The sequence below is a fragment of the Runella rosea genome (assembly GCF_003325355.1).
GTDB lineage: Bacteria > Bacteroidota > Bacteroidia > Cytophagales > Spirosomataceae > Runella > Runella rosea.
Map to the genome: position 1 here is coordinate 3,215,559 of NZ_CP030850.1, position 16,848 is coordinate 3,232,406.

Here is a 16,848-nt window from a genome sequence, read left to right on the forward strand (position 1 = left end):
TTATCACCGAAATGGTTTCTCTTTGATGGGTTAATACCCTGGGTTTTGCTCCAATTTTGCTCCCGTATTGGCATCGATTACCTTTTGGGGGATGGGCCAATATCGGTTAAAATCCTGAATGGTTTTGCCAGAAGAAGGCCCATTGGCAACCGAGGGCGCTGAATTGTATTTTCTGACCCTATCTACCAATCTTCCCATGCGAATGAGCGTGCGTAGCCGTGGTTCTTCCACGATCAATTCTCTTGTGCGTTCATCCAGAATGAAGTCTTCCGTAACAGCAGCGCTGCTTATCAACGAGGCTTTGGCTCTTGCCCGTACTACATTGATATCTTTGGCAGCATTGGCTAAATCGCCTTTTCTAAAATAGGCTTCGGCACGCAACAGGTAGGTTTCGGCCACTCTCATTCGGCTAAAATCTTTGGCGGTATTGCCCGAAAGTATATTGCCATTAATGGCAGCCCCTTCAATTTTTCTGAAATAAGGGTAATATTGTCTCAATGTATCGAGAACAATGTTAGTTGCCGTTCCATCATTTCTGACAACGACTAAGTTCCCATTTACTTTTCGGGTTAAAATTGGCTTAGCAAAATACTCCTTATCAGCTGGATTGTTATAATAAAAGGTACGTCTGATGTTAAAATTTGAGTTTCTAATATCTTTGGGGTCTAAGGCCCACACATCATACTTGGCGTAGTTGGTGGGCGAATTTACCCCAATGCCCCTGCCCAAACTGTCAGGTGATATATTCAGTATTCTATTAGGGGTTTGAAGTCTGTCGTATTCTGGTGCCCAATACCGTATACTATTGTTGGCAGCAGCTACCGAATAACTTCCTCCTAAAGTAGTAGACTCAAACTGCCACGCCCACATGACTTCCTTGTTGCCGGAGGATTTATTGATTTGCCCATCGGCAAAAATATCCGAGAAAACATCACCTGGTCTGGCAGCGGCCGGGCCAAATCGAGTGGTCATAATTTGATAATCACCCGCTTCTTTGTTGATGACCTTACTTGCGGCACTGATGGATTTATCATACAGTGAGGCATCTTTGGTTTCCATTCCCAATGAGATATACACTTCACTCAACAAATGAAAAGCCGCCGCCCGGGGTATTCTGCCGTCTTTTACCTCCAATGGTAAAAGTGCCGTGGCTTCTTCCAGATCTTTGGCCGAAAAGCTCAATACTTCTGCTCTTGAATTACGCACAAAATCAAATTTTGGCTCAACAATTCTTTCTTTCACGATCGGCACACCTCCGTAGATATTTGCCAGAAAATTATACGTATACGCCCTGAAAAACAACGCCTGACCTTTGATGTTTTTTCTGGTATCCTCTGCAATGTTCAGCGAGGGGTTGTCAATGTTTTCTAGAATTAAATTAGCCCGCACGATCATCTGTTTGTAGGCCCAATCCCAATACACAATGGTGGCATCCAAATTTGAATTTAACAGGCTATAATCTTTATTGCCTCTTGCATCATTTCTGCCCCACTGGGTTTGGTCGGTGCCCACGGTCATGTACTCAAAATTGTTGGAGGCAATGATATGCTCCTGTCTTGCGCCCTCGTAAAGTGCCACTACTGCGGCGTCAAACCCTGCGGCATTGGTCAACAGGTTTTCGGGGCTGAATCTATCCAAGGGGATTTCATTGAGAAAATCGTCTTGACAAGAGGTTGTTGTAAACAGGCAAAGTACAACAATCGTTATTCTGTAAATTGTATTTTTCATCTTTTTAAGGTTCTAAAATGATATATTAATACCACCTACGAAGGTTTTCAGCAATGGGCCATTATTGCCGGGGTCTCGGCCTCCACCGCCAAATTCAGGGTCCCAACCGTCCCATTTCGTCCATGTATGTAGGTTTTTGCCACTTACGTACACTTGTAAACCCGAAATTTTAATTTTATTGAGCCATTTTTCAGGTACATTATATGACAGCGACACATCTTGTAATCTTACGAAGCTTCGCTCCTGATAAAAGCCATAACCCAATGGATTACGGTAATTTATTCTTGGATTTGTATTGATCGGGTTTTCGGTAGTCCAATAAGGGGTATTCAGGAAATTGGCCTGGTCAAAAAAGTTAGAGCCGGGATTGATCAGTGAATTGGAACTGTACCCACCTTCTCTAATATTCAGAGCAACAGAAAGGCTGAAGTTTTTGTAGTTGAATATATTGGTGATACCCATATTAAATTTAGCCTGATTATTGTTGACCACCATTCGGTCTGCGGGGGTGATTTTCCCATCAGGTACGCCGTTAGGGCCGCTGATGTCTTTAAATCTAATATCACCGGCTTTGGCACCGGGTATTAAAGAAAGGTCTTCGCCTTGCTGAAAAATACCATCGAATACATAATCGAAGTTAGACCCTAAAGGATAACCAATGAACCAACCGCTCGCAATATCATCATCTTCCACGCCGTCTTTGTTGATATCTCTACCGGTCAATTTCAATACCTTATTTCGGTTCAATGAAAAAGCCAGGTTCGTATTCCAGATAAAGTCACCTTTTTGAATATTGACGGTTTTTAGGTCCAGTTCAAAGCCCGTATTTTTTGTTTCACCGATATTTCTTAAAAAATTCTCAAATCCGTTGGTGTTAGGAATGGTTTGATTGAGCAACAGGTCAAACGTATTGGAAGAATAAAAATTGACGGAAGCGGTGATTCGTTTTGAAAAAGCCTGAATATCAGCGCCAACATTAAAACTTTCGGTGGTTTCCCATCCGAGATTTGGGTTAGCAAGGGTAGTAGTGCTCAAACCAACGGATGTGGGTGAGCCATTACCAAACACATAGTTGTTTTGCCCTACTTGGCTTAAAGAAGAGTATTCACTCACGCCCCTGTTTCCATTTCGTCCCCACGAAGCTCGCAGTTTCAGGAAATCTATTTTTTTGATGTTCTTGAAAAAATCTTCATCACTTATGTTCCAGCTAAAAGCGGCGGCCGGAAATACCCCGTATTTTTTCCCTGCACCAAAGGCCGAATAACCATCTCTACGCATACTTAAGGTGAAAAAATATTTACTCGCGATATTATAGCCAACCCTTGCCATGCTTGAAATTTGCCGGTTTTGGGCAGCACTTGCATCAATGACATATCCTTCACCAATTTCTAAGGCATTATATCCTAAGGCATCATTAAATATATTTTGACTTGACAAAAAAGACGCTTGACTGGTCAATTGATAAACTCCATACAATAATGTCAAATCAAGGCTGTGATTTTTCGCTATTTTCTGTTGGTACTTTATAATGTTTTCCAACGTCAAATTTTGATTTTCTCCCTGTCGTTTTGACCCCGAACCGGGTCTGTTCAAAGGTGCGTATGATGGGCTATAAAAAAAGCTTTTTGAGTCTGTTCGAGTGTATCCTGCATTCAATTTGTAAGATAAGCCTTTCCAAATACTTACATCAGCGTAGGCATTAGAAAACAAAATATTTGTAACTGCTTTATTGTCATCTAAGAGCGTACCCAAAATAGGATTAGATACCAAGCCCCAATTTTGAGGAAGAGGATTAGGAGATACGCCGTCTTCTAAAAACAAACTTGCATAAGGGCTTAGATAAGAAGTGTTTAACAGCGAAGCTCTTATACCTGAGTTATCTCTTGAAGAAAAACCCGAATTAATGCCGATTTTCAGCCAGTCGGTGGCTTGTACACCTAAATTCAGTCTGCTTGACAAACGCGTAAAATTATCTCCTTTGACCGGAGATTTAGAACCCGTATAAGCTCCCGAAAAAAAGTAATTCACTCGGTCGGTTTTTCCGGATACACTCAACTCATAATTGTACATCGGTGCCGCCTGTTTGATCTCATCAAAAGGATTGATGGTTTTTCCGGCGGCAATGTTTGCCAACTCGATGACCGAGAAAGGCACCGCGCCTCCTTCGGCAAGTTCGGCATCTTTACGGGCGGCCAAATACTGCTCTGCATTTCTATAATTGGGCAGATAAGCATAATCAGACGCCCCCATATAGGAATTTAATGAAAACTTCGGTTTGCCTGATTTGCCCTTTTTGGTCGTAATTTCGATGACCCCGTTCGTAGCCAATGAGCCATAGATAGCCGTAGAACTAGCATCTTTTAATATATCAATGGATTCAATGTCATTGGGATTAATATCCGCCAAACTGCCGCCGGCGTAAATAATCCCATCCAATACAATGAGCGGGGCCGTGCTGGCCGAAATAGAATTGATACCTCTGATTCGGATGCTGCCGGCCTGCCCGGGTCTTCCATTGTCTGTTACCTGAACACCCGCCGTAGTACCACGCAAAATTTGGGCGGCGTTGGTGTTGGGTTGAAGTCTTGTATCTTCAATATTAACACTCGAAACAGCACCGGTGAGGTCTTTCTTTTTGGCGGTTCCGTAGCCTACAACCACTACTTCCTCCAGCGATTTATCATCAACTTTCAGTGAGACGGGTATCTGTGTACGATTACCTACCGGTATTTCCTGTGCCGCATAGCCCACAAAACTAAAGACCAACACGACGTTATCATCGGCCACGCTCACCGAAAACTCCCCTTCTGCATTGGTCGTCGTACCGCGCTGGGTTCCTTTGATAATGACATTGACACCAGGTAGAGCTTCGCCCTTTTCGGCATCGGTCACTTTTCCTTTCACAATTTTATCAACCATTTTGGCCGATTCCGGTAAGGCAGAAAAAGGCGTTTCCACGGCATTACCGGCGGAGCTCCCTACCGCTTTCGGGGTGGTTGGAAGGTCAGTTTCGGGAAATCGAGCCTCTTTTTGCTCCGACCTCCTTTCGGCACGTTTGTCGCTGATGACGTAGCCGCCGTTCTTTGACTTTTTATACCGCAATCCCAACGGCTTCAGCACCGCTTCAAGGTTTTGTTCCAATTTTACATTGGGTTTTACCACGTTACTCATCACGGTCAAGCCTTCCACGTTGCGGTCAAAAAACAAAATATCAACCTGATACTGCTCTTTGAGCTCGCGCAGAACCTCTTTCAGTTTCTTTTGGGAAGGTTTGCTGGCAGCGTCCTTGCTTTGGGCGGTTTGCGCACTGGCCAAAAGTTGCGAAAAACTTGGCTGTACTCCTCCCAGCAATACGCCCAACAACAGGGTTTGTATTGTTCTTTTCATTCGCAGTAAATTTGTATGTTATGGATTGGTGGTAATGATGATCTTGTTTTCTTCTTTTCGGTACGATAGATTGGCGGCTTCGGTGAGGGTTTCCAGCAATTCTTCGGCATTATTGGCCGTAAAAGAGCCAGAAAGCGTCCATTGGGCTAACTCCGTTTCGGGAATTTCAACGGGTATCCCAAAATTATCTTCAAAGAGCTGGGCTACTTCTTTGAGCGTGGTTTCTTCAAATACAAAACGGTGCTCCTGCCAGGCGGCATAGTTTTGGGGTTTGGCAATTTGACGGAGCCTGGCCTTTCCCCCGGCCTCCATCGTGACCAGATCGCCGGGTTTCATGGTGAGTTGTTTTTGGGCGTTTCCTTCCTGATAGCGCAGTTGCACTTTGCCTTTGTTGAGCACCACTTTGGCGGCGGCAGGACGGGTATTAACCACAAATTCAGTCCCCAAAACCACCACATCAAACTCCTGCCCAGTCTTTACCACAAACTTCTGATGGTTAACGGTATGCGTAACGGAAAAATTAGCCTCTCCCGTCAGGTACACTTCCCGCGTCCGGTGCCCGAACCCAAAACGTGGCACTTTGAGCGATGAGTTGGCGTTCAAAACCACCCGACTGCCATCTTCCAACTTCAGCGTGCGGGTTTGGCCGTAAGCGGTGGTATGGGTTTTGTACAAAAGGTTTTCTCTAAATACCCAACCGCCCAGCAGTACCAGAAAAGCAATGGAGGCCGCCATCATAAAACGGGATGAAATACGCCGCGCCACCATAATGAATTCTTCGGTTTCTACTCTGTTCTCATTTTGTGGCTCCATCCGCAGCCGATGGCGCTCCAACGCCGCATCAGTGTCCACGACGTATTGCGGATGTTCGCGTTCCCATATCGCCAAATACTCATAAAATAACTCACGGTTTTGCTGGTCTTTCGCCCAATCCTCAATCATCTGCTTCTGAAAGACAGTTGCCCTTCCGGAGAAATAATTGTACAGCGTTTCTTTGGTCACTTGCGTTTTCATCTTGAAACAATTTAAAAACAGGACGTTTTCCCCGTCCAAAATACTTAGTGGTGTGGATAGTTATTAAAATTAAAACCAATCATTGCCCATCAAGAGCATCAGCATCAACCATTTGTCTTTCAGCGATGTCCGAATCTGGCGGATGGCCTGGTATAAATGCGCTTCAATGGTGCGAAGCGAAAGGTTTAACTCCGTGGCAATTTCCTGGTATTTCTTACCTTCAAAACGGTGCATGACATAAATCTGCCGACGTTTGAGGGGCATATTACTGATGGCATTTTCTACATCATGATACAACTCTTCATACTGAATGATGGAATCTGGCTCCGATGCCGAAGGGCTTAGATGGTGGTTAGCGCTGTCGAGAGAAGTATTGCGGCGCATTTCGCTGCGCACATAATCAAAAGCCCGGTGGCGTACAGAGGTAAACAAAAATGCACGGTAGGAAGTGGTAATGGTTCGGTAAAGATGCTCGGAATGAAACTCGTAAAAAATATCCGAAACGATATCTTCGGCAATGGCTTTTGAGGATACATAACGCACGGCATGGCTGCAAAGCAGCGGATAATAATACTGAAACAGCAGCGCTATACCCGCGTCGGCATTGGCCTCAAAAGCTTTTCGAATCATCAATTCGGGATCAAGTACGGCCTGTTTAGCCGATGGCTTCCCTAAATCGTTTCTTTTAAAAAGCGATTGTTCCTTATCTTCATCCTCTTGCATATCCTGCCTAAACGGTCTCATTTTCTATATAAAGATAAGTTTTTTCTTGGAAACGTATTATTTAACCTCTGTTTTAAGATAGACGTTCTCCACCCCAAAAAACACTTAGTGGGTGTGAGATTTTTTTTCAACAATTTTTTGGATGATTATAAAAACGCCGCGCTTTCTATCTTTCCAGCACCTTCAAAGCCAATGACTACCCCAACTATTTTACCCAAATTCTCGTTGGCGGGAGCGGTAAAAATAGATTTGCCGTTTAAGAATACCGTAAACACTTTGTTGGAAACGGTACATTTCAAGCGCTGCACCTTGGAAAAATCACAACCAAAAGCCGACAGATCGCGGTCTTTGCCGCTGACATTTGTGCCCCCAATAAAAAGAGAAGCATCAGAAGTGCAGCCTTTCGAACAAAGCGGCAACCCGATAGCACTCTCAGAGGTTAGGATTCGGATGCGTACTTTTTGGCAAATGGCTTCTTCTTTGGCCGAGGTATTTTGCAGAACGGTTTCAAACGTAAAATTGTCGGCGTTAAGGTTAAAATCCTTTACCAAATAAAAATGAGTCCACACATCGTTAAACACCGCCTTACTTGTTTTTTCCCGCAGCGTTTCGGCTTTTATTTCCATTGTGTTTCCCGTCAAACCAATCTCTTTATTGCTCAGATAAATCGGCAGCGGTGATTGTTCAACGATGCCTTTCCAGCCTTGAGTTTTGATGAAAACAGGGTGTTCCTGCATGATTTGGTCACCAATCAACAGCTTTGCGTTGAAATACCCTGGGTAGTAATAAATGGACGTGTGTTGACCTTTGTACGCCGAAATTCGCTCCCGTCGGCGCGGGTCCCATGATTGCTGAATGGTTACACTGTCGGTTTTGAGATTGCCAACGCTGTACTCAAACACCACCGAATTGGGCAGCCCTTCCGACACTCTACGGCTACTAAACCGTACCTGCGACACGTCGATGGGCGCATTAAAATAATTGAAAAACAGCACTGCAACGGCCGAAACAGCAACAATGAGTACCAACCCAATGAGCCACGTGCGGCGTCTTTTCCAGAAGGGCAAAGTAAGCACTTTTTGGGTTACAGCGGTCGCCATTTCTGCGGTATGATTTCCATTACCGTTAAGGGTCAAATTAGATACGCAAAAAAGCCGCCAATTATCATAGCCCAAAAACTGCGCAAGGGCATTGAGCGTAGTTTGAGTGGGGACAGAATCATACTTCACCTTACCCCATACACGTTTGAGCGTAGTGGCACTGAGGCTGACGCCCGTTTCGGCGGCGATTCGCTCGCTGAGGCGCTCAAAATCCTGCGCCGACCAGTCGTTGCTACTGCCCCAATTTAATTTTTTCTCCACCAATGCCCGACAGCGAGCGAGAGCGAGGTCTTTTTCTTCAATAATCATGGCTCTGATAAACAATCTTTTACGTACTTGAATCAACTTGCACCAACTTGAATCGGCTTTGAACGGGCCATTTCCCTTCTGTTTATGAACTTTGGGTCATTCAATTTTTCAACACCCTCAATTTCATTTCTGCTATGCAAAAGTATGTAAAAAAATCCCTGTCGCTACTCACCGTTTTGTCGGTTTATTTTGTTGTCCATCAAGCCATTGCCCAAGACAAAGCCACCCGTCCGAGCCCGCCAGCGCAGGTAGTGCAAAAGGTAGGAAACGCGACCGTAACCGTCAGTTACGGTCAACCTTCCGTCAAAGGTCGCAAGGTGTGGGGCGAGCTGGTTCCCTACGGTCAGGTGTGGCGTACGGGAGCCAACGAAGCCACCACATTTGAAGTGGACCAAGACGTCAAAATTGAAGGTCAAAACCTCTCCGCTGGCAAGTACGGTTTTTTTACCCTTCCTACCGAAAACGAGTGGACCATCATCTTTAACAAAATTCCTAATCAGTGGGGCGCGTTCAAGTACGACGCTAATCAGGACGCACTAAGGGTGAGTGTTAAACCTAAAAAGTCGGCGGCGTTTAACGAAAAATTGGTCTACACCATCTCCCCCAAAGGTACCGTGGGCATCTTATGGGAAAACGTGGAAGTTGATTTTAAAGTGAAGTAAATCAACACAAAAGTCAATGAAACTTACAGCCATTTTATTCATCATCGGGTGGTCGCTCCAGGCGACCGCCCAAACATTGATTCCATTTGACTCCCGCCAATGGACCATCGAGGCCGAACAAAGCAGAGTGGAAGATTTTCAGGGAAAGAAAGCTCTGTTTCTCAAAAAAGGAATGGCCTACGCCAAAGAAGCGCAGCTACAGGACGGTATCATCGAATTTGACATTGCTTTTCCGCAGGAACGCGGTTTTACAGGCGTTACCTTTCGGATGCAGGATACCAAAAACTACGAGGAATTTTATCTGCGTCCACACCAATCCGGCAATCCCGACGCCAACCAATACACCCCTGTTTATGAATCAATATCAAGCTGGCAACTATACCATGGCCAAGGCTACGGCGTGCCCGTTAAGTACAGATTCAATCAGTGGTTTCACGTCAAACTGGTGATTTCGGGCAGTCGCGGCGAAGTATTCATTGACGACATGAGCAAGGCCGTTCTATCCATTCCGGTCTTGAAACGGACAGTAAAAACGGGCATGTTGGGAATCTATGCCAACGGAAATGTGGGTTCTTATTTTGCCAACTTCACCTACACGCCACAATCAAATCCCGTATTAACAAGCACTTTCAAGCCCGAAGCACCCATGCCTCCCCATACCATTGCCGAATGGCAGGTTTCGAGTCCGTTTGCAGGCGACAAACTGGATAAACTCTACCGATTGACCAGCGCTCAAAAAGACAACCTGGCGTGGCAAAAACTGACCGCGGAAACGACCGGCACTGCCAACCTCGCCGCTATCTCAACGTTTGACAACGAGCACAACACCGTGTTCGCAAAAGTCGTCATTACCGCTGATAATGAGCAAATCAAAAAGTTGCATTTGGGTTTCAGCGATAAAGCCACCGTATACTTCAATGACCAAATCCTGTATTCGGGCCATGATAAATTTCTGTCGCGCGATTACCGATTTCTGGGCACGATCGGGTATTTTGATGAAGTTTTTCTACCCCTTAAAAAAGGTAGAAATGAGCTTTGGATCGCAGTTTCCGAAACGTTTGGCGGCTGGGGCCTGAAGGCAAAAATGGAAGATTCGGAAGGAATAAAAATTGAGAAATAAAGGCATTCAGAAAGAGAAGTAAAAAAAGAGCACAAAATCGCTTTAGCATACACCGATTCTCTATTTCGAAAATCTCTTCGATGACTCCCTATGAATACCATCCAAAAACTGCTTTTTTTACTAATTTTCCTGCCATCAAGTCTCATTATGGCCCAGAAAGACACAGTAATTGTCAAAAACATCACCTATGCCGAAGCCGACGGCAAAAAATTAACGTTAGATATTTACAAACTCAGAGCGCAAAAGGAGCCTTATTTGATTGTGTGGATTCACGGCGGGGCGTGGCATTCGGGTAGTAAAGAAAATCCGCCATTGGGGATGTTAACGCATGGCTACGCGCTGGCAAGCGTTGATTTTCGGGCCAGTACCGAAAAAGCGTTTCCTGGGCCTGTCCACGATATCAAAGCGGCTATTCGTTTTTTGCGGGCCAATGCCGCCCAATACGGTTATAAATCAGACAAAATCATCATTTGGGGCGCTTCCTCTGGTGGGCATTTGGCCGCCTTGGTCGCCACCACCAACAACAATCCCACGCTCGAAGGAACACTCGGAAATTTTCTCACTACTTCCTCATCCGTGCAGGCTTGCATTGATTTCTTTGGCCCTACCAACCTGCTGACCATCCTGAGCCAATCAACGCCGCACGGGCTGAATGTGCGTTTGCCTGCCTTGGCAATCCTATTGGGCAAACCCGTGGAGCAGGTGCCTGAATTGGCCAAAGCCGCCAGCCCAGTTTATCAGGTCAGTGCAAGTGCCCCTCCCCTTTTTATTGTACATGGCGAGCAAGACAATCAGGTCCCCATCAACCAATCCATCGAGTTGATGAGTGCCTACAAAAGCAAAAACCTGCCCGTTCAAATCGAATTTATCCCCAACGCGGGGCACTCCGGCCCGGCGTATGGAACCAAAGAGTTGATGAATAAAATATCTGCTTTTTTGAAGGAAATGCAGTTTTAGACAAAAAAGGGCAGACGCAAGCGCCTGCCCCTAAGGATTTCTCTTTAGACTATTATTCCAAAGGATGTTCTTTCAACAATTTTGAAGAAGTATAAATATCGCTTTGGCTGGCCGTGGCAGCGCGTACTGCTTTGACTTTTTCGGGCGAAATCGCAGAGGCTTTATTGCCAAACGAGTTCCGTACGTAAGTCAATACAGCGGCCACCTCCTTATCATTCAATAGACCGCCAAAAGGCGTCATCGGTACTTGCCCAGGGTATTGTTTCCCGCTTACTTCAATCGGACCGAGCAATCCTTTCAACACGATTTTGATTAAGCGCTCCTCATTTCCCTGCACCCATTTGCCCGCAAGTGGCGGGAAGCCAGACGCTGAAAGCCCCTTACCATCCGCTTGGTGACAGGTAATACAGTAGCCTTCTTTGCTGTAAATGGTTTTTCCCAACTTGAAAGCCTCCAATTCAGCTCCTTTCAACGCCGAAACGACTTCTGCTTCTTTTTTCTTAGCAACATTTTCTCCATTCAAGTGCGCTACTGCTGTTTCGTGGGCATGAATCATCCACTCGTCCAACGGTTTCTTTTTGGCTTCGGCCAGAATAGGCAATCCTTTTTCTTTGCCAATCCACGAAGTAGCAACAATCGCCACCAACCGCACTCTCGGGTTTTCATCTTTGACCGCCTGCATCAGCAACGCCGCTTGGTCAGCTACTTGGTGCCCAGTGTAGCGTACCACCTGAACCGCCGCCGCTCTAACGCGGTAATCTTTGGCTTTGAGCAATTGGCGCAGCAGTTTTTGGTCTACTTTATCCAATCCCCAACTTACCCACAGTCCTTCCAGTAGATGATGTTCGTAACGCGCATCGGCTTTGTTCAAACCTGCTGCCCATTTCGTTATTTTTGGCAATACTTCGGCAGCATCTCTACCTCTCAATTCACGACGGGTACGGTAGCGGGTACGGTATTCGGGCAATTTGAGATTATCCAAAAGTGCATCAACGCTTGCGCCGTCTATCTTGGCAGGAGTTACTAGCGGCCGAGAAGGGTAAGTAACGCGGTACACTCTTCCATGGACATGATCGCGTAGAGGGTCACGGGCGTTGTGCTGCATGTGGCCGATAAGAATATTATGCCAGTCAATAACATACAACGAGCCATCAGGTGCAATTTCCATGTCAACGGGGCGGAAATTACGGTCTTCACTCACAATCAAATCTTGGCGATGTTTGGTCTTGTAGCCCGTACCGTCGTCCCAAATTTGGTGCTGTTTTGTACCCAAAAATCCGATAGTATTATTGATAAGCATATCTCCCTGTACTTCATCAGGAAAATGACGGCTCCACAAAAACTCCAGTCCAGACGTGGGACGTACCATGTGGTCTTTTTCAATCAATTGGAATGACTTATGCGTAGCCTGTCCGTAGCGCGGCAACACCGAGCCGGGCAACATCCAACGAACGTCAGGGCTGGAAGTTTCAGCAAAGAAAGGCTGTCCCCAATCGTCAAAAGCAATCCCCCAAGGGTTAGGAATTGCCAATTGGGCGGTGCGTTCCAATTTATGCAATTGTGGAGCATAACGGTAAAACCCTCCGTTGGTAGCCCGAACAGGGCCGTAAGGTGTTTCTACATTGGTGTGTAAAAACACTCCTTCTCCCGTATAAATAGCTCCCGAAGGATCGGCGCAAAACGCGCTACTGTTGTGATGGGTATCGTGGTCGTCAAAACCGCTCAGGAGAATTTCTACTTTATCGGCCTTGTCATCTCCGTTGGTATCAGTAAACAATTTTAAGTTGGTTCCCTGAGAAACGTACACCCCTTCTTTGGCTATTTCAAAACCAAGCGGCAGGTGCAAACCATCGACAAACACTGTCTGTTTATCGGCTTTACCGTCACCGTTGGTGTCTTCTAAAATCAAGATTTTGTCATTGGGTTTAGCATCTCCCGGCTTATAGTGCGGATAGCTCGGCATCGTTGCGACCCACAAACGTCCTTTGTTATCAAAAGACATTTGTACGGGATTGGCTAAGTCATTAAACTCAGCTTCTGAAGCAAAAAGCTCAATTTTATAGCCCGCTGGCACTTTCAGCTTGTTGAGCGCATCTTGTCCGTAGAGGTAGGTAAGACTACCGTTTTTCTCGGGATTGAAGTTGGTTTTAACGGGAGGCAACGGTGTAGTGTTTTTGTCGGCGGCGGCAAGGTCTGTTTTCTCGCCTTTAGAAGCGGCTAACCAAATGGCTTTGTCACGAATATCGGTCATTTCCCGAATTTTCTTAATCTCAGCGGGATAGTTGTCGGGGCCAAACGGATTGTAGCGACGCCCGTACACGTGTACCCCATTCGGGATTTTATAGTCATTGTGCCACATCCAGTTTTTCTCCATGACGGCATCGTGCACCAATTTGCGGTTGGCTTCGGCTTTAGCGGCGGTTTTTCCAAACAGTTGGTCCGTCAATAAAATGCTCAGTTTTTTATAACCAGCTTCATTGAGTTGCAATCCATCGATGGTCAGCGGCTCTTTGCTTTCATTGTACCATTTTTGCGAAGGCGTAAAAGCATCCACAAAAAGCACGTTGTTTTGGTCGGCTACTTCCTGCATGGCTTTGGTGTACAAGAGCAAGTTTTCATTCTCCTTTTTGCCATTGGGCAAGTCGTACATAGCCGATAAATCTTCAAACGCAATGGGTGAAACGAGCGCCAATTGCGGCGGCGTTGTTCCATTGTATTTTTGGCTCAGGGTATGTTTGATAAATGCATCAAGTTCTGCTTTGTAGTTGGCCAATCCTGCTTTTCCCTGATAGGATTCATTGAACCCAAAAAAAGCCACGATAATGTCCGTTTTAAGACGAGTAAGCCATTGGTCGGGTGTGTCAAAGTGGCCCTCGCTATTTGAGTAGTTGGCGTATTCGGTCTGAAATTTTTCAGCCCCGGGAAACGCCCAAGGCGAATTTCTGCTGGCGTGCGGACGAAAACCTGGAGTATCACCGCCATCGCACATGTTGCGGATAACAAGTGAATTCTCTGGATAGCGAACGTGCATTTCGGTTTCAAAGTGACCGTAATTCATCATTCGTGACCCCAAATTATTGCCAATCAGTGAAATGTGGGCCCCATTTCCAACTGTCAGAGTATTGGATTGATTGAATTGGAAAGAGCTGAAAACAATCAACATCAATCCAACGGCGATGAGCAATCCCTTGATACGTATTCTCATTGGGTTTAGTTATTTTAAATTTTTAACTCGTAATTAATAATGATGTATTTAGTACTGCTCTACTAGTTTACAATACCTCGGTAAGGCACATTTATTTCCATTTTACCTTTCCATTTTTTAGGAACGGGTTTGCCCAACAACCAATGTATTGCGTTGATGGTGAGCCGCTGAACACCTTCTTGTTGAAAATCTTCGGGGTGCCCCAGCGTCGTAAAAAACACTTTGGCATTGGCTTTATTTTTCCACGTCCAAGCTACTGGATTATCAATGGCGGCCTTGTCAGGATTTACTGATTTTCCCATCAGCAGTGGGGTGGCATCCTGCGGCGGATAATCGGGGCGAACGCGGTACAACCACGAAGCCGCGTGAAAAGCAGAAGGTACGCCCGTCAGAATCGGGTGCTTGGCTGCTTCGGCAATCACCGTTACGTCGGTGGTACTTTTGTGTCCGTAGTGGGTGTGGCCCGCTTTGCCCCAGCCTGGAGGCGACCCAAAAGCCCTTTCTCCAAACGCATTCCAAGCTTCGGAAGCGTGTCCTTTGGGGAAATTAAATGCGTGCGTAGAAGTTCGAAAACCCATCACTGGCTTGCCAGAATTAAGGTATTCGTCGAGGTATTGGAGTTGGTCGGGCGGCAATTGACGCCAGCGCAAGAAAAACACCGCCAAATCTGCTTCGCGGAGCGCTTCTAAACCAGGGATATTTTTTTCGGCATTTTGGTCAGGAAATGACTTGAGTACTTTGGTACGTACGCCGTAGTTTTTTTCTAATTCAGCCGCAATGAGCGGGAGGGTTTGTTCGCCGCCGTATTCATGATCGCCAGCCACAAAAACGACCAACGGTTTCTTTTTTGGCGGAGCTGTTTTTTGGGGAGAATCAAAGGCGGAAACGGCCACAATCCCTAACATTAGGAACAGCCCCGAAAACCAATGGTTGGCAACAATACGACTTACAGTACGCTTTATCATGCAGTGTGTCTTTAAGCGGGTTTTTAAACAATTCTAAACTTAAAAGCTATTTGCTATAGCCAGTACTTAAAAAGTTGTATTTCTAAAATTTATACCGTAAGCACCTAAGAAAAGATGCTTACGGTAAGAAATCACTTCTATCTACAAAACATTTATCAATAACCCGAATTCTGCTTCAACTTATTGTTGTTGCGAATTTCGGCGGTGGGGATCGGAAACAGCAATTCTCTTTCTTTGAGCACGGGGCCGTATGAAAACTTGTGCCCTGCAAAATCCTCAAACTTCTTGGTTGTCACGTTAAACGCTTTGCGTAGGCGGGTCATGTCGTACCAAGTTTTGTTCTCAAAACTCAGCTCATGCCAACGCTCTTTCCAAATCGCTTCTCTGAGTTGCACTTTGGTTAAACCAGCCAAATCGGGTAGTTGAGCACGTCGGCGAATGGCATTCACAGCTTCATACGCCGCTGCCGACGGGCCATTTGCTTCGTTTTCGGCTTCGGCATAGGTCAACAAAACCTCCGCATAACGCATCATTGTCCAGTTCAGGCCACTGCTTGTGGTGCTGAGTTGGGCTTCGGTATCGAAGTGTTTGTACAGGTAATACCCTCCCAAATTTCGGGTTTTGGTACGGTCGCTCCGCAGTGAGAAAGAAGTGTAATAAAATTGCTTTTCGGCCGCTCGTTTGTCTCCATTTTCGTACGATTCTACGAATTCTTTATTGGCAAAAATAGCCCCAGTTTCATCCGTATAGGCCGAAATCCCCTGATTGTACGGAATAATGGATGTTTGCCAATTGGAAGGCAATACGAAAGCGACATATTGCGCCATGAAAATGTTTTCGCCGATGTTCTTTTTGGCGGGATTACGCAAATCATCATACGACGGGAACAGGCTAAATTTGCCAGAATCAACTACTTCCTTGGCCTTATCAGCCGCTTTTTTGTAGTATTCAGCGCCTTTTTGCAAGGGGAATCCTGCCATGGTAAGGTATACACTCGACAGCAGCGACTTAACCGCCCCTAAAGACACACGCCCAGTGGCATCTGTGTACGGCAAGCCGGAAGCTTCCGCCTCAATCAAATCGGCTACGATTACCTTATATACCTCTTCTGGCGATACCTGCGTAGGATATAAATCGGGCGATTTCAAATCAACTGGCTCTGTAATGAGCGAAATGTTGCCGAAGATGCGCACCAAATCATAGTAATACAACGCCCGCAGGAATCGTGCTTCGCCCAAATAACGCTTCTTAGCGGCTTCATTCATCGAAATGCCTGGTATTTTCGCAATCGCTAGATTTGCGTTGGCAATGCCCCGATAGTGGCTGGTCCAGTACGTGGCACCGTAACCATTGTCTGAGTTATTAACCAGATTTCGCACAAAAATGCTGTTTTGGGCCTGCCCCAACTCGGTGTTGGCCAAGCCAGTGGCAAATTCCAGCATCATCCATGGCGCGCCGCCAAATCCACCTCCCAACACGTTCCGAAGGTTTTCGTAAATGGAGTTCACCACACTTTCGGCGTGTTCGGGCTTGGTGAAATAGTTTTCCATCGTAAAATTTGAACGATCGGGCTCTTCTAAAAAATCGGAGCAGCTCACCCCGCACAAAACCAATGTTCCGCTCAGTATCAGTTGACTAAAAAACTTTATAGTGTATTTCATTAGAGTATCCATTAAAA

11 protein-coding genes are annotated in these 16,848 nt (G+C 45.8%); 3 read left to right on the forward strand and 8 right to left on the reverse strand.

The window, feature by feature from the left end:
* Window positions 1-30: 30 nt before the first annotated feature.
* The 5 genes from DR864_RS13415 to DR864_RS13435 form a co-directional block, all read right to left on the reverse strand.
* Window positions 31-1,728 (reverse strand): RagB/SusD family nutrient uptake outer membrane protein, encoded by a 1,698-nt coding sequence (locus DR864_RS13415; RefSeq protein ID WP_114067462.1) that lies wholly within the window; start codon window positions 1,726-1,728, stop codon window positions 31-33.
* Between the two features lie 12 nt (window positions 1,729-1,740).
* On the reverse strand, window positions 1,741-5,115 hold the full coding sequence (locus DR864_RS13420) for a SusC/RagA family TonB-linked outer membrane protein (protein WP_114067463.1): 3,375 nt from the start codon (window positions 5,113-5,115) through the stop codon (window positions 1,741-1,743).
* 18 nt (window positions 5,116-5,133) lie between these two features.
* Window positions 5,134-6,129: a FecR family protein gene (locus tag DR864_RS13425; protein WP_114067464.1), complete on the reverse strand. Its 996-nt coding sequence runs from the start codon at window positions 6,127-6,129 to the stop codon at window positions 5,134-5,136.
* A 69-nt stretch (window positions 6,130-6,198) separates the two neighbouring features.
* Window positions 6,199-6,873 (reverse strand): RNA polymerase sigma-70 factor, encoded by a 675-nt coding sequence (locus tag DR864_RS13430; RefSeq protein ID WP_114067465.1) that lies wholly within the window; start codon window positions 6,871-6,873, stop codon window positions 6,199-6,201.
* 125 nt (window positions 6,874-6,998) lie between these two features.
* Window positions 6,999-8,261, reverse strand: coding sequence for a hypothetical protein (locus DR864_RS13435; protein WP_114067466.1), 1,263 nt, complete (start codon window positions 8,259-8,261; stop codon window positions 6,999-7,001).
* Between the two features lie 134 nt (window positions 8,262-8,395).
* Between DR864_RS13435 and DR864_RS13440 the strand changes: the two genes are divergently transcribed.
* From DR864_RS13440 to DR864_RS13450, 3 genes are all read left to right on the forward strand, one after another.
* A complete protein-coding gene (locus DR864_RS13440; RefSeq protein WP_114067467.1) occupies window positions 8,396-8,923 on the forward strand; it encodes a DUF2911 domain-containing protein in 528 nt (175 codons plus the stop codon).
* A gap of 16 nt (window positions 8,924-8,939) precedes the next feature.
* The gene (locus tag DR864_RS13445; protein WP_114067468.1) at window positions 8,940-10,043 is read left to right on the forward strand and encodes a hypothetical protein; all 1,104 of its coding nucleotides are present in this window, start codon (window positions 8,940-8,942) and stop codon (window positions 10,041-10,043) included.
* Window positions 10,044-10,190: 147 nt separating this feature from the next.
* The gene (locus DR864_RS13450) at window positions 10,191-11,000 is read left to right on the forward strand and encodes an alpha/beta fold hydrolase (RefSeq protein WP_229599578.1); all 810 of its coding nucleotides are present in this window, start codon (window positions 10,191-10,193) and stop codon (window positions 10,998-11,000) included.
* A 52-nt stretch (window positions 11,001-11,052) separates the two neighbouring features.
* On the opposite strand, the gene DR864_RS13455 is transcribed toward DR864_RS13450, so the two are convergent.
* From DR864_RS13455 to DR864_RS13465, 3 genes are all read right to left on the reverse strand, one after another.
* Window positions 11,053-14,205, reverse strand: a complete 3,153-nt coding sequence (locus DR864_RS13455; RefSeq protein WP_114067470.1) for a PVC-type heme-binding CxxCH protein — start codon at window positions 14,203-14,205, stop codon at window positions 11,053-11,055.
* Between the two features lie 62 nt (window positions 14,206-14,267).
* Window positions 14,268-15,170, reverse strand: a complete 903-nt coding sequence (locus DR864_RS13460; RefSeq protein ID WP_374755789.1) for a ThuA domain-containing protein — start codon at window positions 15,168-15,170, stop codon at window positions 14,268-14,270.
* A gap of 155 nt (window positions 15,171-15,325) precedes the next feature.
* On the reverse strand, window positions 15,326-16,831 hold the full coding sequence (locus tag DR864_RS13465) for a RagB/SusD family nutrient uptake outer membrane protein (RefSeq protein WP_205319241.1): 1,506 nt from the start codon (window positions 16,829-16,831) through the stop codon (window positions 15,326-15,328).
* Window positions 16,832-16,848 lie beyond the last annotated feature (17 nt).